Consider the following 20,785-nt stretch of genomic DNA (forward strand, 5'->3'; position numbering starts at 1 on the left):
CCGTTCGGTTTCTCGCAAGGTGAGCCGCACAGTATGCACCACGCATACTCCTTCGCGCTGGAATATGCCCGAAGCGCTTGTTGCGGTGACTGTACGTCAACCATGCTGTCTCGCACGGGAATCACGTTCCGTGACCCCGATGAGGGTCCCTGTGAGGCGCGAGGCGATGTGTCCGCCGGTTCGGATGGTGTGAACGGTGCAGGTGCTTCAGGTTCAGTTGGAGGTCGGGCCGGATCCCGCCGAGGTGGGCCGGGCCCGGAAGTGGGCACGCTCGCGGCTGGTCGGCTGCGGCATAGGGCTCGATGAGCCACTCGCCGAGACATTGATCCTGTTGATCTCGGAGCTGGTCACCAACGCCGTGGTGCACACGGGCTGTCCGGCGGTGCTGCGGATGCTGCTCGGCCCGGCCGAGGGCGGCACCGTACGGGTCGAGGTGGCCGACCGCAGCTGTTGTCCCCCCAAACCCCGGCACGCGCAGGGGGACGACACCAACGGGCGCGGCCTCGAACTCGTCGACGGCCTCGCGGATCGCTGGGGCTGGCGGGCCGAGGGCGCCGGCAAGTCCATCTGGTGCGAGGTGGACCGCGACGCGCCCGCGGCGCCCTGCGCACCGGAGCGTTCGGATCACTCGGGGCTCAAGGAGCGTCAGGGGCGCACGGGCGGGGCGTACGGGAACGGGGCGTATGAGCCCCCACGCGCTGTCACAAATACGGCATAAGGCGCGAAGGATTAACGCGGTGTTGACGCGTGGTGGCCGCCTGATCACCCTGGGATGAGCGATTCGTCGCGAGGGGACGCCGAGGAACTGCACGCCTCGGCGAGTGCGGATCGTGGCACGGCGTCAGCAGCAGCAGGGCGCTGCTCCTCTCAGGGCACCCGAGGAGCAGCGCCGGTACGCCGGTGCCGGGGTGGCGGCGACGGTGCCGCGCTCGGGGCGCGTCTGCGTGGCCGCCACCCCTGGGTTCCGGGCCGGGTGGGCCCCGGGGCCGGGTTGCGTTCCGCGTCCGGCTTGCGTTCCGCGTCGGGGTCGCGTTCCGGGTCCGGGTTGCGTACTGCGTCGGGGTCGCGTTCCGGGTCCGGTCAGAGGACGGCCACCGGGGCGACGGGGGTGCCGGTGCCGCCGACGAACGGCTCCGGCATGGCGCTCAGCAGGAACGCGTACCGGGACGCCTCGGCGCAGGCCGCGGACAGGGCCTCCAGATTCCAGTTCTGGCCCTGGAGCATGCCCATCTCCACCAGGTCCAGGGCGTGCACGGGCAGCCACAGGTCCTCGATCTCGGGCGGGAAGATCTCGAAGGTCAGGGTGTCGTTGGCGACCGCCGCGACGTCCCGCGCGTGGAACCACTCGGGCGTCCGCACGGACAGGCCCGGCGACGGATAGCCGTAGCCGTGCTTGTCCCCGGCCAGGTACACCTGCATCTGGCCGGTGCGGACGACGACGATGTCACCGGCGCGCACGGTGACTCCCGCGAACTCCTCGGCCTCCGCCAGGTCCTCCGGGGTGACCGCGTGGCCGCCCGCGAGGCGGTCGAGGCCCTTGGCGCGGGCCACATCCAGCAGGACCCCGCGCGAGACGATGTGGCCGGGCTTGTCGATGCCGCTGAACTCGGCGCCGCCGTGCGCGGTGATGGTGGCGGCCGGGCGGCCGTTGTAGATCTTCCCGGAGTGCGAGACGTGGGTCAGGGCGTCCCAGTGGGTGGCGGCCTGGAGGCCGAAGGTCACCGCGTCGTCGCTGCACGCGATGGTGCCGGGGCCGAAGATCTCCTGGTTGATCTGGACCATGGTGTGCAGCGGATTGACCCGCCCGGGTATGACCCCGGTCTGCACGCCGTCCTGCTGGAGCGGCAGCGCGAGCGGGACGCGCAGCCCCGACCGGATCGCACCGGCCGCTTCCCGCACCACCTCGTCGCTGATGTGGTTGAGCGTGCCGCGTTCGTCGCCGGCCCCCCAACGCCCCCAGTTGTTCACGCGTTTGGCGATTTCATGGAACTCGGGCGGCAGTGACATACCCGTCCCTCCCGGGGGCTTGTGGTGAAGCATCCGACGGGTCATAGAATCTAACGGTCCGTCAGAAACCGCGGGAAGGGGCCGGACGTGGGGAACTTCTTGGCAGGCAGGGTCATCGCCGTGACGGGGGCGGGCCGAGGCATCGGCCGGGCCGTCGCGCTCGCGGCGGCCGCCGAGGGAGCGAAGGTCGTCGTCAACGACTACGGCGTCTCGATCGAGGGCGGCGAGCCGAGCAGCGAGATCGCCGACGCGGTGGTCAAGGAGATCGTCGCGGCCGGCGGCGAGGCGGTGGCCGTCGCCGACGACATCTCGACGATGGCGGGCGGCCAGCGCATCGTCGACACGGCCCTCGCCCAGTACGGGCGGATCGACGGGGTGGTGTGCGTCGCGGGGATCCTGCGCGAACGGATGCTGTTCAACATGTCCGAGGAGGAGTGGGACCCGGTGGTCGCCACGCATCTGAAGGGCACGTTCACCGTGTTCCGGGCGGCCTCGGCGGTGATGCGCAAGCAGGGCTCCGGCACGCTGATCGGCTTCACCAGCGGCAACCACCAGGGGAGCGTGGCGCAGGCCAACTACAGCGCGGCGAAGGGCGGGATCATCTCGCTGGTGCGCAGCGCGGCGCTCGGCCTGCACAAGTACGGGGTCACGGCGAACGCGGTCGCGCCGGTCGCCCGTACGCGGATGTCGGCGAACGTGCCCATGGAGCTGAAGGAGATCGGCTCGCCGGAGGACGTCGCGGCGCTGGTGGTCTACCTGCTGTCCGCGCGGGCCCGGGAGGAGGGCATCACCGGCCAGGTGTACACGATCGCCGGGCCGAAGATCGCGGTGTGGGCGCAGCCGCGGGAGCTTCGCGCGGGGTATGCGGAGGGGGCGTGGACGCCGGAGCGGATCGCGGACTTCCTGCCCGGGACGGTTGGGGTGGACCCCATGCCGCTCCTGGCCCAGCTGGAGGCGATGGCGGCGGCAGCCGCCGACGCCGCCCGCCCGAACGCCTAGGACCCTGGGGGCTCCGCCCCCGGACCCCCGTTCGCGCCTGAACGGCGCTCGTCCTCAATTGCCGGACAGGCTGAGGATGCCTCCCGCACCCGGTGCTGTCAGGGGCGCGGGGCTGTGACATTTGCGCGGCTCCGCCGCGGTGGGCGCGATCAACGGGCTCGGGTCCACCTACAGGGGCGCGGGGCTGTGACATTTGCGCGGCTCCGCCGCGGTGGGCGCGACCAACGGGCTCCGGTCCACCTACAGGGGCGCGGGGCTGTGACATTTGCGCGGCTCCGCCGCGGTGGGCGCGACCAACGGGCTCCGGTCCACCTACAGGGGCGCGGGGAACTGCGCGAACGGCCCCCACCGGCCCGCGGTTGAAGGCGGACACCCGGCACCGCACCCGCACCGCACCCGCACCGCACCCGGCACCGCCCCCAGCATCTCCCCACCCCCCCCCGGAGGGACACCGTGGAGTTCCGGTTCGGTCCAGAGGACGACGCGTTCCGCGAGGACGCCCGCGCCTGGCTCGCCCAGCACGTACCGAGGCGCGGGCAACCAGGCGACTGGGAGCGGGAGTTGGGGCGGGACGGATGGATCGGCATCGGATGGGGGGAGGCGGCGTACGGGAACCGCACCGCCGACCTCACCCAGCAGGTCGTCTGGGCCGAGGAGTACGCCCGTGCGAAGGCCCCGCCCCGCACCGGCCACATCGGTGAGAACCTCCTCGCGCCCACCCTCATCGCCCACGGCACCCCCGCCCAGAAGCAGCGCTTCCTCCCCCCGATAGCCCGTGGTGAGGAGTTGTGGTGCCAGGGCTACAGCGAACCCGGCGCGGGCTCCGACCTGGCCGGCATCCGTACGGTGGCCCGCCGCGACGGCGACACGTACCGCGTCACGGGCCAGAAGATCTGGACCTCACTGGCCCACGAGGCCCACTGGTGCTTCGTGCTCGCCCGTACCGAGGAGGGGTCCAGGCGCCACCACGGGCTCTCGTTCCTGCTCGTTCCGATGGACCAGCCCGGCAGGATCGAGGTCCGCCCGATCCGGCAGATGACGGGGACCAGCGAGTTCAACGAGGTGTTCTTCGACGGCGCCGAGGCCCGCGCCGAGCACGTCGTCGGCGGCGAGGGCAACGGCTGGCAGGTGGCGATGAGTCTGCTCGCTCTGGAGCGCGGGGTGTCCACGCTCGCCCAACAGGTGGGATTCGCAGCCGAGTTGGAGCAGGTCCTCGCCATCGCCGTGTCCGGGGGCGGCGCTCTCGACCCCGCCCTCCGCGCCCGCCTCGTCGCCCAGTGGGCCGAGCTGAAGGTCATGCGCTGGAACGCCCTGCGCACGCTGGGGAGTTCGGGGGACGCGGGCGCGCCCAGCGTGGCCAAGCTGCTGTGGGGCGGCTGGCACCGCCGGCTCGGCGAGCTGGCGATGGCCGTGCGCGGCGCCGCCGCCACCGTCGGACCGTACGACTGGGACGGCGGTTCGGCACCGTACGAACTCGACCCGCTCCAGCACCTGTTCCTGTTCACCAGGGCCGACACGATCTACGGCGGCTCGGACGAGATCCAGCGCACCATCATCGCCGAGCGCGTGCTCGGCCTGCCGAGGGAGGTCCGCGTTCCGTGAGAGGTGTCCTGTTCGACGGAGAGATGAGCCAGGTCGTGGACGATCTGGAGATACGTGACCCCGGCCCGGGGGAGGTGCTCGTGGCCGTCGCGGCGGCGGGCCTGTGCCACTCCGACCTGTCCGTCATCGACGGGACGATCCCGTTCCCGGTGCCGGTGGTCCTCGGTCACGAGGGCGCGGGCGTGGTGGAGGCGGTGGGGGCGGGCGTCGGCCATGTGGTGCCGGGTGACCACGTCGCACTGTCCACGCTGGCCAACTGCGGGGCGTGCGCGGAGTGCGACCGGGGCCGGCCCACGATGTGCCGCAAGGCGATCGGGATGCCGGGCCGCCCGTTCTCGCGGGACGGCGCCCCGCTGTACCAGTTCGCCTCGAACTCGGCGTTCGCGGAACGCACCCTGGTCAAGGCCGTGCAGGCGGTGAAGATCCCCCAGGACGTACCGCTGACCTCGGCGGCGCTGATCGGGTGCGGGGTGCTGACCGGCGTGGGCGCGGTGCTCAACCGGGCGAGGGTGGACATCGGCGACACGGTCGTGGTCATCGGCACCGGCGGCATCGGCCTCAACGTCATCCAGGGGGCGCGCATCGCGGGTGCCTCGGTGATCGTCGCCGTGGACAACAACCCGGCGAAGGAACCGCTGGCCCGCCGGTTCGGCGCGACGCACTTCCTGCCCTCGGCCGAGGGCGTCCGCGAGATCCTGCCGTCCGGCGCCGACCACGCCTTCGAGTGCGTGGGCCACCCCGCCCTGGTCCGCGCGGCCATCGACCTCCTGGACCGGCACGGCCAAGCGATCCTGCTCGGCATGACCGCCCCGACCGTGGAGGCGTCGTTCCTGCCCGCGGCGCTGTTCCTGGACAAGTCCATCCTGGGCTGCCGGTACGGGAGTTCACGCCCCCAGCGCGACATCCCGCGCTACGCCGAGCTGTACCGCAAGGGTGCCCTGCTCCTCGACGAACTGGTCACCCGGACCTACCCGGTCGAGGACTTCGACAAGGCGGTCGACGATCTGCACCACGGGCGGGTGGCCCGGGGGGTGCTGACCTTCCAGTCCCCGTAGGGAGTGACGGTCCACAGCCGGCCACCCGCGATGCGAGGTGGCCGGCCGGATGGCGTCAGGAGGAGGGGACCACCCCGGTGACCGTCGGGTGCAGGACACCCGACGCCGGGTCGGGCGCCGTGCCGGTGCCCTTCCACACGACGAGCCGCCGCTGTGCGTCGACCGCCCACAGATCGGGGATGCCGTCACCGGTGAGGTCCCCGTCGGAGCCCACGTGTGCGTACACCGCAGGGTCGACGGTGCCGGAGAGCAGCCCCTGGGAGGGGTCGGCGAAGGCGCTGAAGTCCGGGGCCTCCGCGCTGCCCCCGATGCCGAACGCGTGCAGGGTGCCGTCGTGCCGGGACCGTGCCCACAGGGTGGGGAAGTCGGTGCCCTTCGCGCGGCCCGGGGCTATCAGGTCGTAGTCGCCCCACTGTGTGCTGTCGGACAGCAGGATGGCGGGATTGTCGACCTGGTTCGTGGTCCCGGCGAGAGCCAGCCAGAGCCGCCCGTTCTCGACGAACACCAGCGAAGTCCTCGGCAGGGCGTAGATGCCGGTGCCCATGGTCTGTCCGCTGTCGCCGGTCGGTGAGCCGAAGGCGACGACCTGGGTGACGCCGGACCAGTCGGCGCCCAACCCGACATCGCCGCAAGCGAGTTCGGTGCCGTCGGGCCGGGCGCACGCGGACGGCTTGTTCACGACGCTGGGGGACTGCCCGTCGAAGACGCCGCCGTCGTTGCGCAGGACGTAGAGCGCCCGGTCGCCGGTCGCGTGGGCGATCAGGTCGTCGACGTTGGAGTAGCCGAGGCTGCCCCGATGGGTGTACTGCACTTCGGCCCAGCCGTTGCCGCCCGGTGCCGACGCGGCCCCCGCGCTCCGCGGCGCGGCCGGGTCCGCGCCCGGACCGGCTTGGCCGAGGTTGCCCGCGCCGTCCGGCAGCAGGACATCGGGCTTGGCGTCCCCGTCGATGTCACCGAAGACCGGCGTGGGAGCGGCAGGCTTGGCCGGGGCGTAGTACTGGTAGACGCTCAGCTGCGACAGGTTGCCCGCGTCGTCCTGGGTCCGCAGATAGAGGGTGTTGGTGCCCTGGCTCGCCGGGGTGACCTTGATGTCGGCCCTGCCGTCCGTCAGCCGGACGATCCGGTTGTCGGTGGCGCCGTCCGCGCAGCGCCAGCCGGTGTCCTCCGCCTCCGTCACGTTCGTCGTCCACCGTGCGCACGCCACGCCCGATGCGCGGCCTCCCGCCGGGGCCGGGTCGGATCCGAGCAGGCTGAACACTCCCTCCTCGCCGGCGTGCTTCTTCGGCGTCACGCCCACGCTGCCCGCGGCGGGGAAGTCCGTCGAGGTGATCTGGGAGGTGGGGGGCGTGCGGTCGACGCGGAAGGAACAGGGGGTGGAGGTCCCGCTCGCCAGAGCGGTGTCCGTGGTGACGGCACTCCACCGGTACTGGTGGCCGTCGGTCAGCGGTCCGACCCGCACCGTCGCGTCACCGTGGGCGCCGCTCCAACCAGTTTGGTGCCACTCGGTCTTGTGGCTGTCCTCGTCCCGGAGCCGGAACGCCGTGGCAAGGCGCCGGTGGGCGGGCGAGTCGGTGGCCACCGTCAGCGTGACGCCGGTGTTCGCGCCGATCCAGCCGGGGCTTGTCGCCGTGGTGAAGCAGTCTTTGTACGTCCCGGTCAGGGCGGAGCCCGGGGTGGGCCCGGTGCGCGGCGCCGTTACGACGGGACGGGCGGTGGAGGCCGCGGCCGCCGGAGGCGCGGCGAGCAGGCCCGCGCCGAGCGAGAGGGCGACGGCGGACAGCGCGACGGCGGGCCGTCCGGCGGAGTGGCGTGCGGGGCGTAAAGGTCTCAAGGTGTCGTTCCCTGCTGCTGTTCGGCCCTGTGCGGGACCGGTCCGGAAACTCTCTGTCGAAGATCCTTCCAGAGTCGCCGAACCAATGCCGAACTTTTGTGCGAATGCCCGGGGGTGGTGTCGCGTCGCGCAAGGACCGCCCGTTGCCGTTGCCGTTGCCGTGCCTGGCTTCAGCGCGACGCCCCCGCCCGGAACGCGCGCCGGTAGGCGGTCGGTGGGACGCCGAGGGCGGACTGGAGGTGCTGGCGCAGGGAGGTCGCCGTGCCGAAGCCGGCCGCGCGGGCTATCGCGTCCACCGAGAGATCGCTGGATTCGAGCAACTGGCGCGCGTGCTCGACGCGTTGCTGGGTCAGCCACTGGCCGGGGCTCAGGCCGACCTCCTCGCGGAAGCGGCGGGTGAAGGTGCGGACCGACATTGCCTCCCGCTCGGCCAGGTCGCGCAGCTGGATCGGCTCGTGCAGCCGGCCGAGGGCCCAGGCGCGCGCGGCCGTGGTGGTCGCCAACTGCGGTTCCGGGACCGGACGTTGGATGAACTGGGCCTGGCCGCCGGGGCGGTGCGGCGGCACGACGGTGCGGCGGGCCACGTCGTTGGCGACGGCCGTTCCGTGGTCGCGGCGCACGATGTGCAGGCACAGGTCGATGCCGGCGGCCACCCCGGCCGAGGTCAGTACGTCCCCGTCGTCGATGAACAGGACCTCCGGGTCCACCGCGACGGCGGGGAAGAGCCGCTGGAAGTGCTCGGCGGAGGCCCAGTGCGTGGCGGCCGGGCGGCCGTCCAGATAGCCGGCCGCCGCCAGGACGTAGCCGCCGGTACAGATGGACACCATGCGCGTCCCGGGGCGTACGAGGGCGAGCGCGGTGGCGAGTTCGGGAGTGAGTACGCCCTCCTCGAAGACCGGCCCGAGCTCGTACGAGGCCGGGACGACGACCGTGTCGGCGGTGGCCAGCGCCTCGGGGCCGTTCTCGACCAGGATCGCGAAGTCCGCGTCGGTGCGCACCGGGCCGGGCGGGCGTACCGAGCACGTCACCACCTCGTAGAGCGGCCCGCGCACGGGGTCGGCGGCGCGGCCGAAGATGCGCTGGGGGATGCCGAGTTCGAACGGGAGCAGCCCGTCGAGCGCGAGCACGACGACCCGGTGGGGCCGGGTGCCGTCACGTCCGCGGTCCCGGTTCATCTCGTCCCTCCCCGACGAAGGGCTGGTGGTATAGACCACTGGCCGTGGAGCTGATAGACCTTCCGTCTTGTGATGGACAAGTCCCCGATCGGTCAGGGCATTCCCGAAGCCGCCCACGAGATCCTCCCTCCGGCCGTTCTCGGCACGCAGGTTCCGCCGCAGAAGGCCCCCGCCGGGGGATCCCTCTGGAACCACGACTTCCGGCTCTTCTTCGCCGCCCGCACGGTCGCCCTGTTCGGCGACGGCATGGTTCCGGTCGCGCTCGCCGCCGGGCTGCTCGGGGCCGGCCGGTCCGCCTCCTCGGTGGGCTACGCGCTGGGTGCCTGGATGGGGCCGTTCGCCGCGTTCGTCCTGTTCGGGGGCGTGCTTGCCGACCGCTTCACACCCCGGCGCATGATGGTGATCGCGGACGGCCTGCGGCTGGTCGGCGCGAGCGTGCTCGCCGTGTCGTTCCTGGTGTTCCACGGCGGGCCGCCGCTGTGGGAGGTGTACGCCCTGAGCGCGGTGTCCGGTGTCGGCGCGGCGCTCTTCCAGCCCGGGGTCGCCTCGACCGTGCCGCGCATCTGCGCCGACGTGCAGCGCGCCAACGCCGTGCTCGGCGTCGCCGAGGCGCTCATGGGCATGGCGGGCCCCGCCTTCGCCGGGGTCGTCGCCGGGTTCTGGGGCGCGGGCGCGGTCTTCGCCGTGAACGCCTCGACCTTCGGCGTCAGCGGTGTGTGCCTCTTCCTGCTCAAGCCGCGCGGCAGCGCCGTGAGCGAGGTGCGAAGGGGTGGACTCTTCACCGAACTTGCCGGTGGCTGGCGGGAGTTCAGGGCACGCAGCTGGCTGTGGGGCGTGATCTCCATCTGGACGGTGTACGGCCTCACCGTGCTCGGCCCCGCCACCCCGCTCACCGCCGTCCTGGTGACCGAGGAGCACGGCGCCGGAACCTACGGCGCGCTCATGGCGGTGAACGGCGCGGGCAGTGTCGCGGGCGGACTGCTCGCCCTGCGGCTGCGCCCCGCCCGGCCGCTCGCGACGGGCGCGCTCGCCCTGCTCGGCGTCTCGGTCGCGCTGCTCTCCCTCGGCCTCGGACTGCCCGTGTTCGCCCTGGGGATCGGCCAGTTCGCGACCGGCGCGGCCTTCGCCTTCTGGCTCGTCATGTGGTCCACCACCGTCCAGACCCACATTCCGCCGGAGGCCCTGAACCGCCTGCACGCCTACGACGTGGCCGGATCCCTGCTGATGCTCGCCGCCGGACGGGCGCTCGCCGGGCCGGTCGCCGAGGCGATCGGCCCGGAGAAGGTGCTGCTCGTGGGGGCCGGGCTCAATGTCGGCGCGGTGGCCGTCCTGCTCGCGGTCCCCGCGATCAGCCGGCTGCGCCGGATCCGGCCCGGGCCGTGGCCCGATCCCTGCGAAGGGTGACCTCCCGGCCACTCGTACGGGAGATGGCGCCCGGCCAGTCTTGATGACGTGACCCAGACAACCAACAGGCCCGAGGCCGGGCCCGCGTCGCGGCGGCGCGAGGCCGCGCCCCGGATCCACCGAGCCTGGTACGTGGCGGCCGTCGCCTTCGTCACGATCATCGGCGCGGCGGCCTTCCGCTCGCTGCCCGGGCTCCTGATCGACCCGTTGCACAACGAGTTCCACTGGTCGCGCGGCACGATCGGAGCCGCGGTCTCGGTGAACCTCGCGCTCTACGGCCTCACCGCGCCCTTCGCCGCCGCCCTGATGGACCGCTTCGGCATCCGCAAGGTCGTCGCGGTCGCCCTGACCGTGATCGCGGTGGGCTCCGGGCTCACCGTCTTCATGCATTCGGCCTGGCAACTCATGCTCTACTGGGGCCTGTTGGTGGGCATGGGCAGTGGCTCGATGGCTCTCGCGTTCGCCGCGACCGTCACCAACCGCTGGTTCACCGAGCGCCGCGGCCTGGTCACCGGCGTCCTGACCGCGGCGTCCGCCTCCGGCCAGCTGATCTTCCTGCCGCTGCTCTCCTGGATGGTCGAGGGGCACGGCTGGCGTCCCGCCGCCATCACCGTGGCCCTCGCCGCGCTCGCCGTCGTCCCGTTCGTGTGGCTGCTGCTGCGCGACCACCCGGCGGACGTGGGCCTCACGCCGTACGGTTCGACCACGCACGTCCCCAAGCCGCCCCCGGTCGCCGGCGCGGCCCGCCGCACCCTCACCGTCCTCGCCAAGGCCGCCCGCACCGGGCCGTTCTGGCTGCTCGCGGGCACCTTCGCGATCTGCGGCGCCTCCACCAACGGCCTGGTCCAGACGCACTTCGTGCCGGCCGCGCACGACCACGGCATGCCGGTCACGGCGGCGGCCGGGCTGCTCGCGGTGGTCGGCGTCTTCGACGTCGTCGGCACGGTCTTCTCCGGCTGGCTCACCGACCGCTTCGAGTCGCGCCGGCTGCTGGCCACGTACTACGCGCTGCGCGGCATCTCGCTGCTCTTCCTGCCGATGCTGCTCGCGCCCGCCGTCCATCCACCGATGATCTTCTTCATCGTCTTCTACGGGCTCGACTGGGTGGCCACCGTGCCGCCGACCATCGCCCTGTGCCGCCAGCACTACGGCGAGGACAGCGCGATCGTCTTCGGCTGGGTGCTCGCCTCGCACCAGGTCGGCGCGGCCGTCATCGCCTTCCTCGGCGGGGTGGCCCGCGATGTCTTCGGCAGCTACGACGTCGTCTGGTACGCCTCGGGCGCGATGTGCGCGGCGGCGGCGCTGATGGCCCTGGTCATCCGGCGCCGGGAGCCCGCGGGGGAACCGCTGCTCGCCTGATGCCCTCTTCTCCTGTGCGGGTGAGGGCCGGTACGGGGCCCGTACGGGCCCTGGGTTCCGCCCAGGGGCGAGGGGGAGTGCCATGAACGCCATCGGGGCGAGGGGCGTACGGAGTGCGGTGCCGCGTGCCGCGCTGGTCGCGGCTCTGCTGTGCGCCGCGGTGACCGGCTGCGGCACGGCCCGACCGGGCGACCCGGCAGCCGCGGCCCCGGCGGCGAAGCCGTCCGCGACGGCGGGGCGGGCGTGCGGCGGCGATACGACCGAAGCGGACGGCACGGCCACGGAGAGCGGCCCCGGCAACCCGGGCCCGCTTACGGATGCCGATCCGGGTGTGCCGGGCCCGCTTACGGATGCCGATCCGGGTGTGCCGGGTCCGCCTACGGATGCCGATCCGGGTGTGCCGGGTCCGCCTACGGATGCCGATCCGGGTGTGCCGGGTCCGCCTACGGATGCCGATCCGGGTGTGCCGGGTCCGCCTACGGATGCCGATCCGGGTGTGCCGGGTCCGCCCACCGACGCCGATCCGGGTACGCCGGGTCCGCCCACCGACGCCGATCCGGGTACGCCGGGCCCGCCCACCGACGCCGATCCCGGGACGCCCGGTCCGCCCACCGACGGAACCGCGATGCCCTGCCTACCCGCCGGGTGGTTCGACCTGACGCGGGACTTCGTCGACTACTACTCCCGGCACCTCACCAAGGCCGACGACGGGATGTGGCCGTCCATCGTGGGGGTACGCATGCGCAAGGAGCGGCACGGCGGGGCCGAACGGGCCGTGGTGACGGTCAACTTCGCGGTGCCGCCCGGCGGGAGCGACTGGCAGGGCCGCCGGGTCGCCGAGGTCTTCACCGACTGGCGGCGTGCGGCGTACGACGACCGGGGCACCCTGCGCGTGGAGACCCGCAGTGGGGGCCTGGTCGTCGACGGGTCGTGGTGACCCGGGCGCACGGTTTCGGGCCCACGGTTCGGGGCGCCTGGTCCGGGCCGCACGGTCCGGGGCCGGCGTCATACGGCCCGGTCCGGTCCGTTCCGGGGCGTACGGCTCGGGTTCAGGGCGTACGGCTCAGGTTCAGGGCGTACGGCTCCGTCGCGGCAGCGTCACTCGCCGAAGCGGCCGAACCTGCCCCGGTGGAAGAGGAGCGGAGCCGCGTCGTCGGTGGCGCCCAGGGCCTCGACCCGGCCGACCACGATGAGGTGGTCCCCGCCGGTGTGCACGGCATGGATGCGGCAGTCGATCCACGCCGGTACGCCGTCCAGCCGGGGCGAGCCGGTCGCGGGTGCCGCGTCGTGGTCGACCCCGGCGAACTTGTCGGCCCCGCTGACCGCGAACCCCCGGCACAGCGGCCCCTGTTCGGCGCCGAGGACGTTCACGCAGAACACCCCGGCGCGCGCGATGCGCGGCCAGGTCGTCGATGTGCGGGCCACCATGAAGGCGACCAGGGGCGGGTCGAGGGAGAGCGAGGCGAAGGACTGGCAGGCGAACCCGGTGGGCCCGGACGCGTCCTCGGCGGTGATGACGGTGACCCCGCTCGCGAAGGTTCCGAGCACCCGCCGGAACTCGCCCGGATCGACCGGCGCCCGCTCGTCGTCCCGTACGGCCCGAAGGTCCGGCCGGGGCAGGAAGTCGACGGGCTCGGCAGCCGTGGCGGCGCCGACGGACCTGAGGTATCGGACGACGGTGGCCGCCATCCCTGCGTGTCCCATCACGTAACACATTGAACCTGACGGTCTGTCAGATAGGAAGGGTCGAAGACCGTCGAAGGCTGTCGATGGCTGTCCAGAGCTGACGGTGCGCTCCCCCAACCACCCTAAAGACCACGATATTTGGGGGTGCGGCGCTCGACGAAGCTGGCCACTCCCTCATTCGCGTCCCGGGTGCTCATGTTGATCTCCTGGGCCCATGCCTCGGCGGCGAGGGCGGAGGTGCGGTCCGCGTCGAGGGAGGCGTTCACCAGGTGTTTGGTGAGGGCGAGCGCACGGGTCGGCCCGGCCGCGAGGCGCTCGGCCCACTCCTTCGCGGTGGCGGCGAGTTCGCCGTCCGCGACGACCCGGTTGACCAGGCCCATGCGCTCGGCATCGGCCGCCGCGAGCGCGTCCCCGAAGAACATCAGCTCCTTCGCGCGCTGCGGCCCCACCAGACGGGGCAGCAGATAGGCGCCCCCGCCGTCGGGCACCAGGCCCCGGCGGACGAACACCTCGATGAACCGGGCCGACTCCGCCGCCAGCACCAGGTCGCAGGCGAGCGCGAGATGGGCGCCGAGGCCGGCTGCGGTGCCGTTGACCGCCGCGATCACCGGCTTCTCGCAGTCGAGTACGGCGGTGATGAGCCGCTGGGCGCCCTGACGGATGGTGCGGGCGATGTCGCCCGCGACGCGCTCACCCCCGGGGGCGGCTCCCGTCGGGGCGCCGCGCAGGTCGGCGCCCGCGCAGAATCCCCGGCCGGTGGCGGTGATCACCACGGCTCGGACGCCGGGGTCGGCGGAGGCTTCGGCGAGCAGCGCGATGATCCGCTCCCGCTGGTCCCAGGTGACCGCGTTCATGGCGTCGGGGCGGTTGAGCGTGATCCAGGAGACGCCGTTGTCAGTGGCGTGCAGTACCAATGAGTCGAGGGGGTCCAGTGAATCCAGGGGGTCCATGCGGGGCTCCAGAACGGCGGCGGGGGAGCGTGCGGAGGATGGGGCAGATGGGGCGGATGGGGCGGATGGGAGGGATGGGGGGAGGGATGGGCCGGAGGGGGCGGTGGCGGTGGTGGCGGCGATGGGGCTCAGCGGCAGATGGCGAGCGCGTCGAGCGCGACGGCGCCCTGGCCGCGCGGCAGCACCATGATCGGGTTGATGTCCAACTCGGAGAGCTCGTCGCCCAGTTCGAGGGCCATGCGCTGGACGCGCAGGACCACTTCGACGAGGGCGTCCACGTCCAGCGGGGGTCCGCCGCGTACGCCGTCGAGGAGCGCCCGCCCCCGGAGCTCGCCCAGCATGTCCCGGGCCTGGGCCTCGCCGAAGGGGGGCACGCGGACGGCCGCGTCGCCGAGCACCTCGACCAGGACACCGCCGAGCCCGACGGTCACGGTCGGCCCGAACAGCGAGTCGTGGCCGACGCCGACCACCATCTCGACGCCCCGCTCGACCATCTGGCAGACCAGGATGCCGTCGAGGTCGACACCCTCGTACCGGGCGATGTCGGTGAGCTCGCGATAGGCGTCCCGGATCTGGCTGGCCGAGGTCAACCCGACCTTGACCAGGCCGAGTTCGGTCTTGTGGGCGAGGCGGGCGCCGGAGGCCTTCATGACGACGGGGTAGCCGACGAGTCCCGCCGCCCGCACCGCGGCCGCCGCGCTGGTCACGAGCTGCTCGCGCGGCACCCGGATCCCGTACGCCCGCAGGAGCTGCTTCGCCGCGTGCTCGCTGAGCTGCTGGCCCGGGCGCATCAGGGCCTGCGCCTTGCGGAAGGACGGGGAGGGGACGCGGGGCGCCTCGTCGAAGGGGGAGCGGTAGCCGGTGGTGAACCGGTGGTGGGAGAGATAGGCCTTGACGGCGCCGATGCAGTTGCCGAACGTACGGAACGTGGCGACGCGGTCCGAGCCGAGCAGGGTCTCGCGATAGGCGGCCTCGGTGCCGAGCGGGGAGCCCCACACCACGCACACCAGCTTGTCTGTCTGTTCCGCCGCGTCCACCAGGTCCTGCGCCAGCTTGTCGCTCATGGGCGGGAAGGGGCCGGTGATCGGACAGATGAGGACGCCGACGGACGGGTCGGCGAGGATCGCGTCGATGATCTTGCGCCCGCGCCAGTCGCCGACGGGGTGGCCGCCGTTGTCGACGGGGTTGGCGACGTTGAGGTACGGCGGTATCCACTCGTGGAGCTCGGCCTGCTTGGCGGCGGACAGGGGCGGCAGGCGCAGCCCGGCGGCGGTGGCCAGGTCCGAGAAGTGCGCACCGGTGCCGCCGGAGATCGAATACACGACGACGCCGTCCGCCTGCGGCCTGCGCGCACGGGCCAACAGGGCTGCGGTGTCCTGGAGTTGGTCGAGCCCGTCGACGCGGATGACGCCGTACTGGCGCATGGCGGCGTCCACGACGTCGTCCGCGCCGGTCAGCTTGCCGGTGTGTGAGGCGGCCATGCGCGCGCCCGCCTCGGTGCGGCCGACCTTGACGGCCACCACGGGGACGCCGGCGCGGGCCGCGCGGTCGGCGGCGAGCAGGAAGGCACGGCCGTCCTTGAGGCCCTCCACGTAGCAGGCGATGGCGCCGACCTCGGGGCGCTCGGCGAAGTACGAGATGAAGTCGGAGGTCTCCAGGTCCGCCTCGTTGCCGGTGGGCGCCCAGTGCGAGAGCCGCACGCCCAGCTCCTGGAGCGTGAACACGGGCCGGCCCTGGTGGCCGGACTGGGTGATGAGCGCGATGGCGGGACCTTCGAGGTCGTCGCGGAAGCGCTCGAAGGCGTTGAGGTTGGTGTTGGGGCCGAGCAGCCGCAGCCCGGAGCGCTTGACGGCGGCGGCGAGCCGCTCCTGTGCGGCGGCGCCCTGCTCGCCGGTCTCGGCGAAGCCGGAGGCGAAGGCGACGGCGAACTTCACCTTGGATTCGGCGAGTTCCTCGATGACGGGGATCGGGTCGCCGACCAGGAGCACGGCCAGGTCGACCTGTTCGGGCAGCTCCGCGACGGAGGCGACGCAGGGCAGCCCGAAGACGGTGTCCCGGGTGGGGTGTACGGGGTGGAGGCGGGCGCCGACGCGCTCGGCCCAGTCCAGGAGCTGGCGGGTGATGCCGGTGTTGGGGCGGCCCTCGGCGTCGGAGGCGCCGATGACGGCGACGGACTCGGGCCGGAAGAAGCGGTCCAGGTCGGGTACGTCGGCGTACAGCGGGCGCCCGCTGACGTCCAGGTCGCCCTCCCCCGCGGCTCTGCCGTGGACGGCGCCGGGGGCGGGTTGCTCGCCGCAGGCGACCACGCGCGCGCGGAAGTCGGTGGTGAGGGTGCCGTGAGTCGATCCAAGCATCGTTCCGCCCGCTCCTGGTCGTTGGCCTGCCTGACTGAGACGTGCGCGGTGTTAACTGACGCACAGTCAGATTACAGACCTGACGGTCTGTCAGGAATGGCTCTGCGGGCAAAGCCTGAACCCTGCGGGGCGGGCGGGGGTCGGGGGGTGTTCGCTGGGCCTCCCCCGTTCCCTGCCCCTCCCAAACCCGTTCGGTGGAACCCTGGCGCATTCCGGTCGGCCCGCCGGGGGGTTTGCCCGCCCGCCCGCCCGTGGCCCGGGGTTGATCGGTTCCGGGTCCCCCTGGGGCTCCGCCCCAGACCCCGGGGGGTTCGCCCACCCACCCACCCGTGCGGCAGGGTCGATGGGTCCGGCCCCTGGGGCTCCGCCCCCTGCACCCCCGTTCGCGCCTGAACGGCGCTCGTCCTCAATCGCCGGACGGGCTGAAGTGCCCGGAGCGGGCCAGCACCGAGGCCTTTAGGGGCGCGGGGAACTGCGCGAGAAGCGACCACGGCCCGCAGACGAGAACGCGTTTTTTGTGGGGGCGCGACCAGCTACGCACGGTCCGCGGACTGAAACGGGTTTTGTGGGGGCGCGGGGAACGGCGCGAACGGCCACGTACGGCCCGCGGACGAACCAGGGGCCGGGGGCGCAGCCCGCCCTGGAAGTCCGCCCGCCTCCCCGGGGGAGGCCACGCCGGGGAGCCGCAGATGGCACCGCGGGAAGGGGCGATAGGGGGCAAGCCGCGGGGTCTGGGGCGCGGGGCCGCAGGGGGCCGGCGGGAGGTCAGGGGGTTAGGGTGCGGGCGATTCGGGTGGCGTCCAGGCGGAGCTCCCGCAGCATCCCGCTGATCGGATTCGTGAACCCCGTGAAGTACAGCCCCGCAACCCCCGGCACCGTACGCGCACCCCGCACCCGGGGCCGCCCCCGGGCGTCCAGGACCCCGAGGTGGCCCACGAGGCCCTCCAGGCCCCGGCGGTAGCCCGTCGCCGCGATGACCACCTCCGGCGACACCCGCGTACCGTCCGCGAGAACGACCTTCGCGCCGTCGAAGGACTCGACCGCCGCGACCGGCTCGACCCGCCCGCCCCGCACCGCTTCGATCAACCCGACGTCCTGCACCGGAATCGCACCCTCCCGGGCCCGTGAGTACAGGCCCTTGGCCGGCCGGGGCAGACCGTGGGCGGAGAGGTCCGGCACGGAGAGCCGTGCGGTCAGCGACGCCGCCGCGTCCACCAGGCGTACCGGAAGCCGGCGCACCAGGATGCCGGTGGCCTGCGCGGGCCACCCCGCGGTGGACCGGCGCACGATGTGCGGCGGCGTCCGCACCGCGAGCCGCACCCGCCCCGCCCCGCCCTCCGCGAGGTCGGCCGCGATCTCCGCCCCGGTGTTGCCGGCCCCGACGACGAGCACGTCCCGCCCGGCGAAGGGGGCAGGGTTGCGGTACTGGCCGGCGTGCAGCAGCTCGCCCTCGTACGACTCCGCGCCGGGCCACGCGGGAACGTACGGCGTGTGGTTGAACCCCGTGGCCACCACCACCGCCTGCGTGGAGAGCCGTCGGCCACCGGTCGCGTACAGCACCCACCCCTCGCCGCCGGGCCCGCGCTCGACCCGGTCGACCTCGACCCCGGTGACGATCTCCAACTCGTGGACGTCGGCGTACTTCTCCAGGTAGCGCACCACGTCGTCGCGCGACACCCACCGCCCGAACCGGCGCGGCATCCGCAGCCCGGGCAGCGCGGACAGGCGGCGCGTGGTGTGCAGGTGCAGCCGGTCGTAGTGGCGGCGCCAGGACGCGGCGACCGCGTCGGACTTCTCCAGTACGACGGCCCGCACGCCCCGCGCCCGCAGCTCGGCGGCGACGGCGAGTCCGCCGGGGCCGGCCCCGATCACATAGACGGGGCTGGCGGGGGTGGTGGTGTCGGCCATGAACGCTGAGCGTAACGGCGTGAATACTTGATGGGTCTCGGTCAAGACCGGAATCGGTTGCGATCTGATCACGCGTGCCCGACCGGCCGACCGCTTGCGTGCCTGCGTGCCTGCGTGCCCGCCTCCCCGCCCGCCCCGCGTTCGCGCCACCCCTTGCGCGCGCGGCCCGCTTCCGCTGAACTGACGTACCGTCAGAAAGTAGCTGGCGTGCGGCGCAAGGAAGAGCTCCGGGAGGGAGGGCCGCGTGGACTCGATCTGGCTCAGCGGCGCCGAGTGGCTCGCCGTGCTGCGTATCGGCCTCGGCCTGTGGTGGCTGGAGAGCTGGCGGCACAAGGACAAGAAGGGCTGGTTCGAGCGTGGTACGGGCATCGCCTGGGCGTCCGACATCGCGGCCAAGCACCGGTGGAACGCCGTCCGCGGCGGCTTCGACGCCGTGGTCAAACCCCGCCCGAAGGCGATGGCGTACGTCGTCGTCTACGCCGAACTAGCCCTGGGGATCGGCCTGATGGCCGGATTCCTGACGCCGGTCGCACTCGTCGGCGGGCTGCTCCTCAACCTCCTGTACCTGGTTCTGATGATCCATGACTGGGCCGAGCAGGGCCAGAACGCGATGATGGCGCTCATCTCGCTGGTCGCCCTCGGCGCGATGTCGTGGCAGACCTGGTCCCTGGACGACGCGATGGGACTGTTCCGATGACCGCAGCCACCCCGGAGGCCGACGCCTTCACCCGCCCGTACTGGGACGCGGCCGCCGAGGGCCGCCTCCTCATCCGGCACTGCGCGGCCTGCGACCGCCCGCACCACTACCCGCGCGAGTTCTGCCCGTACTGCTGGAGCGAGGACGTGCACTGGCGCCCCGCGAGCGGCCGGGCCACGCTCTACACCTGGTCCGTCGTGCACCGCAACGACCTGCCGCCGTTCGGTGACCGCGTTCCGTATGTCGCCGCCGTCGTGGACCTGGCCGAGGGCCCCCGGATGATGACGGAGGTCATCGGCTGCCCCGAGGCGAATCTGAGGATCGGGATGGAGCTTTACGTGACGTTCCGTGCCGGATCCGGCTCGGAGGGGGGCGTGACCGTGCCGGTCTTCGGGCTCGGACCCGCACCCGGATAGCGCCCGGAGGGCGCAGGCCCCACCAAGCCCCGAAGCTGCCCACCGTCCCCGTCCCCGTCCCTGTCCCTGTCCCTGTCCCTGTCCCCGTCGCCGTCGCCGTTTCGGCTTACGGCCAGAGGAGTTCGCGGCTCCAGACGGTGGTGGCCCCGTCGGCCTCATGCGCCTCGCGGCGGTAGCGCAGGCGTACGTGGCGGCGGCGGGCGTCGCCCTGGAAGAACTCGACCTCCACGGGGTCCAGTACGTACCGGGTCCAGGTGGGGACCGGGAGTCGGGGGTCTGCTTGCGCCCGCTCCCAAGCCGTCGCGGAGGCCGCCTCCAACTCGGCGTAATCGTCCAGTACTTCACTCATCCGGCCGACCAGGGCCGCCGCGAGTGCACCCGTGGAGCGGGCGTGCAGGTCGGCTTGCGAGGCGGCCGGGGACGCCGGGGTGACGTGTCCGCGCAGCCGGACCTGGCGGCCCACCGCGGGCCAGTAGAAGCCGAGTGCGGCGACGGGGTGGGCGGCCAGTTGCCGGCCCTTCGTGCTGGTGGAGTGCGAGGCGAAGTGCCAGCCGGTGGCGTCGGCGTCGTGCAGCATGAGGGTGCGGACGTCTGGGCGGCCCTCGTCGTCGACCGTCGCGAGCGACATCGTGTGCGGCTCGGGCTGGCCTGCGCGGGCGGCGTGCGTCAGCCACTCCTGGAAGAGGGGGAGGGGGGTGTCGGGGGCGGTGGGTGGGTCGAAGTGGGGGAGCTCTGCGTCCCAGACGCTGAGGGTGTGGAGAAAGTCCTGGAATTCCATGCCGCTCATTCTGCGGCCCCGGAGTGCCCCGCAGTCCGTCCGTTTCGCGCAGTTCCCCGCGCCCCTCAATCCCGTTTCCGTCCGCGGGCCGTGGGGGCTGTTTGCGCAGTTCCCCGCGCCCCTGAAACCCGTTTCCGTCCGCGGATCGTGGGGGCTGTTTGCGCAGTTCCCCGCGCCCCTGAAACCCGTTTCCGTCCGCGGATCGTGGGGGTCGTTCGCGCAGTTCCCCGCGCCCCTCTACCCCGATTTCGTGTGCGGGTCGTGGTCGCTTCTCGCGCAGTTCCTCGCGCCCCTGTAGGTGGCCCCAAATGGTTCGGTGCTGGCCCGTACAGGCATACCCAGCCCGTCCGGCGTTTGAGGACGAGCGCCGTTCAGGCGCGAACGGGGGTGCAGGGGGCGGAGCCCCCGCAGGGGTCTGGGGCGGAGCCCCAGGGGCCGGACCCATCGACCCTGCCGCACGGGTGGGTGGGTGGGCGAACCCCCCGGGGTCTGGGGCGGAGCCCCAGGGGGACCCGGAACCGATCAACCCCGGGCCACGGGCGGGCGGGTGGGCAACCCCCCCCC

General features: G+C 72.9%; 17 protein-coding genes. 9 read left to right on the forward strand and 8 right to left on the reverse strand.

What is annotated here, in order from left to right; genetic code table 11:
- Positions 1 to 196: 196 nt before the first annotated feature.
- Complete coding sequence (locus tag CG740_RS06485) at positions 197 to 718, forward strand: ATP-binding protein (protein ID WP_100573975.1); 522 nt, start codon at positions 197 to 199, stop codon at positions 716 to 718.
- Positions 719 to 1,080: 362 nt separating this feature from the next.
- Here the strand turns inward: CG740_RS06485 and CG740_RS06490 are convergent, their stop codons facing one another.
- Complete coding sequence (locus CG740_RS06490) at positions 1,081 to 2,007, reverse strand: cyclase family protein (RefSeq protein WP_100573976.1); 927 nt, start codon at positions 2,005 to 2,007, stop codon at positions 1,081 to 1,083.
- Positions 2,008 to 2,094: 87 nt separating this feature from the next.
- Here CG740_RS06490 and CG740_RS06495 point away from each other — a divergent pair, with 87 nt between their 5' ends.
- The 3 genes from CG740_RS06495 to CG740_RS06505 all read left to right on the forward strand — a co-directional run bounded on the left by CG740_RS06495 (position 2,095) and on the right by CG740_RS06505 (position 5,663).
- Positions 2,095 to 3,006 carry an SDR family NAD(P)-dependent oxidoreductase gene (locus CG740_RS06495; protein WP_100573977.1) on the forward strand — a complete coding sequence of 304 codons (912 nt, stop codon included), beginning with the start codon at positions 2,095 to 2,097 and terminating at the stop codon, positions 3,004 to 3,006.
- A gap of 453 nt (positions 3,007 to 3,459) precedes the next feature.
- Positions 3,460 to 4,608, forward strand: a complete 1,149-nt coding sequence (locus CG740_RS06500; RefSeq protein WP_100573978.1) for an acyl-CoA dehydrogenase family protein — start codon at positions 3,460 to 3,462, stop codon at positions 4,606 to 4,608.
- Positions 4,605 to 5,663, forward strand: a complete 1,059-nt coding sequence (locus CG740_RS06505; protein WP_100573979.1) for a Zn-dependent alcohol dehydrogenase — start codon at positions 4,605 to 4,607, stop codon at positions 5,661 to 5,663. The genes CG740_RS06500 and CG740_RS06505 overlap by 4 nt, the downstream gene beginning before the upstream one ends.
- Before the next feature lie 55 nt (positions 5,664 to 5,718).
- Here CG740_RS06505 and CG740_RS06510 read toward each other — a convergent pair whose 3' ends face one another.
- A complete protein-coding gene (locus CG740_RS06510) occupies positions 5,719 to 7,494 on the reverse strand; it encodes a hypothetical protein (protein ID WP_100573980.1) in 1,776 nt (591 codons plus the stop codon).
- Between the two features lie 170 nt (positions 7,495 to 7,664).
- Positions 7,665 to 8,669 carry a GlxA family transcriptional regulator gene (locus CG740_RS06515; protein ID WP_100573981.1) on the reverse strand — a complete coding sequence of 335 codons (1,005 nt, stop codon included), beginning with the start codon at positions 8,667 to 8,669 and terminating at the stop codon, positions 7,665 to 7,667.
- A gap of 72 nt (positions 8,670 to 8,741) precedes the next feature.
- On the opposite strand from CG740_RS06515, the gene CG740_RS06520 reads away from it, so the two are divergent.
- From CG740_RS06520 to CG740_RS39560, 3 genes are all read left to right on the forward strand, one after another.
- Positions 8,742 to 10,073, forward strand: coding sequence for an MFS transporter (locus tag CG740_RS06520; RefSeq protein ID WP_100573982.1), 1,332 nt, complete (start codon positions 8,742 to 8,744; stop codon positions 10,071 to 10,073).
- Between the two features lie 48 nt (positions 10,074 to 10,121).
- The gene (locus tag CG740_RS06525) at positions 10,122 to 11,432 is read left to right on the forward strand and encodes an MFS transporter (protein WP_100573983.1); all 1,311 of its coding nucleotides are present in this window, start codon (positions 10,122 to 10,124) and stop codon (positions 11,430 to 11,432) included.
- A gap of 82 nt (positions 11,433 to 11,514) precedes the next feature.
- Positions 11,515 to 12,369 (forward strand): hypothetical protein, encoded by an 855-nt coding sequence (locus CG740_RS39560; protein WP_159030245.1) that lies wholly within the window; start codon positions 11,515 to 11,517, stop codon positions 12,367 to 12,369.
- Between the two features lie 161 nt (positions 12,370 to 12,530).
- Here the strand turns inward: CG740_RS39560 and CG740_RS06535 are convergent, their stop codons facing one another.
- From CG740_RS06535 to CG740_RS06550, 4 genes are all read right to left on the reverse strand, one after another.
- Complete coding sequence (locus CG740_RS06535; RefSeq protein WP_100573985.1) at positions 12,531 to 13,121, reverse strand: flavin reductase family protein; 591 nt, start codon at positions 13,119 to 13,121, stop codon at positions 12,531 to 12,533.
- Positions 13,122 to 13,240: 119 nt separating this feature from the next.
- On the reverse strand, positions 13,241 to 14,068 hold the full coding sequence (locus CG740_RS06540; protein ID WP_100573986.1) for an enoyl-CoA hydratase/isomerase family protein: 828 nt from the start codon (positions 14,066 to 14,068) through the stop codon (positions 13,241 to 13,243).
- Between the two features lie 128 nt (positions 14,069 to 14,196).
- On the reverse strand, positions 14,197 to 16,422 hold the full coding sequence (locus CG740_RS06545) for an acetate--CoA ligase family protein (RefSeq protein WP_100573987.1): 2,226 nt from the start codon (positions 16,420 to 16,422) through the stop codon (positions 14,197 to 14,199).
- A 765-nt stretch (positions 16,423 to 17,187) separates the two neighbouring features.
- Positions 17,188 to 18,330 (reverse strand): flavin-containing monooxygenase, encoded by a 1,143-nt coding sequence (locus CG740_RS06550; RefSeq protein WP_100573988.1) that lies wholly within the window; start codon positions 18,328 to 18,330, stop codon positions 17,188 to 17,190.
- Between the two features lie 244 nt (positions 18,331 to 18,574).
- Between CG740_RS06550 and CG740_RS06555 the strand changes: the two genes are divergently transcribed.
- A complete protein-coding gene (locus CG740_RS06555) occupies positions 18,575 to 19,027 on the forward strand; it encodes a DoxX family protein (RefSeq protein ID WP_100573989.1) in 453 nt (150 codons plus the stop codon).
- Positions 19,024 to 19,443: a Zn-ribbon domain-containing OB-fold protein gene (locus CG740_RS06560; RefSeq protein WP_100573990.1), complete on the forward strand. Its 420-nt coding sequence runs from the start codon at positions 19,024 to 19,026 to the stop codon at positions 19,441 to 19,443. The genes CG740_RS06555 and CG740_RS06560 overlap by 4 nt, the downstream gene beginning before the upstream one ends.
- 106 nt (positions 19,444 to 19,549) lie before the next feature.
- On the opposite strand, the gene CG740_RS06565 is transcribed toward CG740_RS06560, so the two are convergent.
- Entirely contained in the window at positions 19,550 to 20,221 is a 672-nt protein-coding gene (locus tag CG740_RS06565; protein ID WP_442802808.1) for a pyridoxine/pyridoxamine 5'-phosphate oxidase, read from the reverse strand.
- Positions 20,222 to 20,785: the final 564 nt, after the last annotated feature.

Source organism: Streptomyces sp. CB01201, from assembly GCF_002803085.1.
GTDB lineage: Bacteria > Actinomycetota > Actinomycetes > Streptomycetales > Streptomycetaceae > Streptomyces > Streptomyces hundungensis.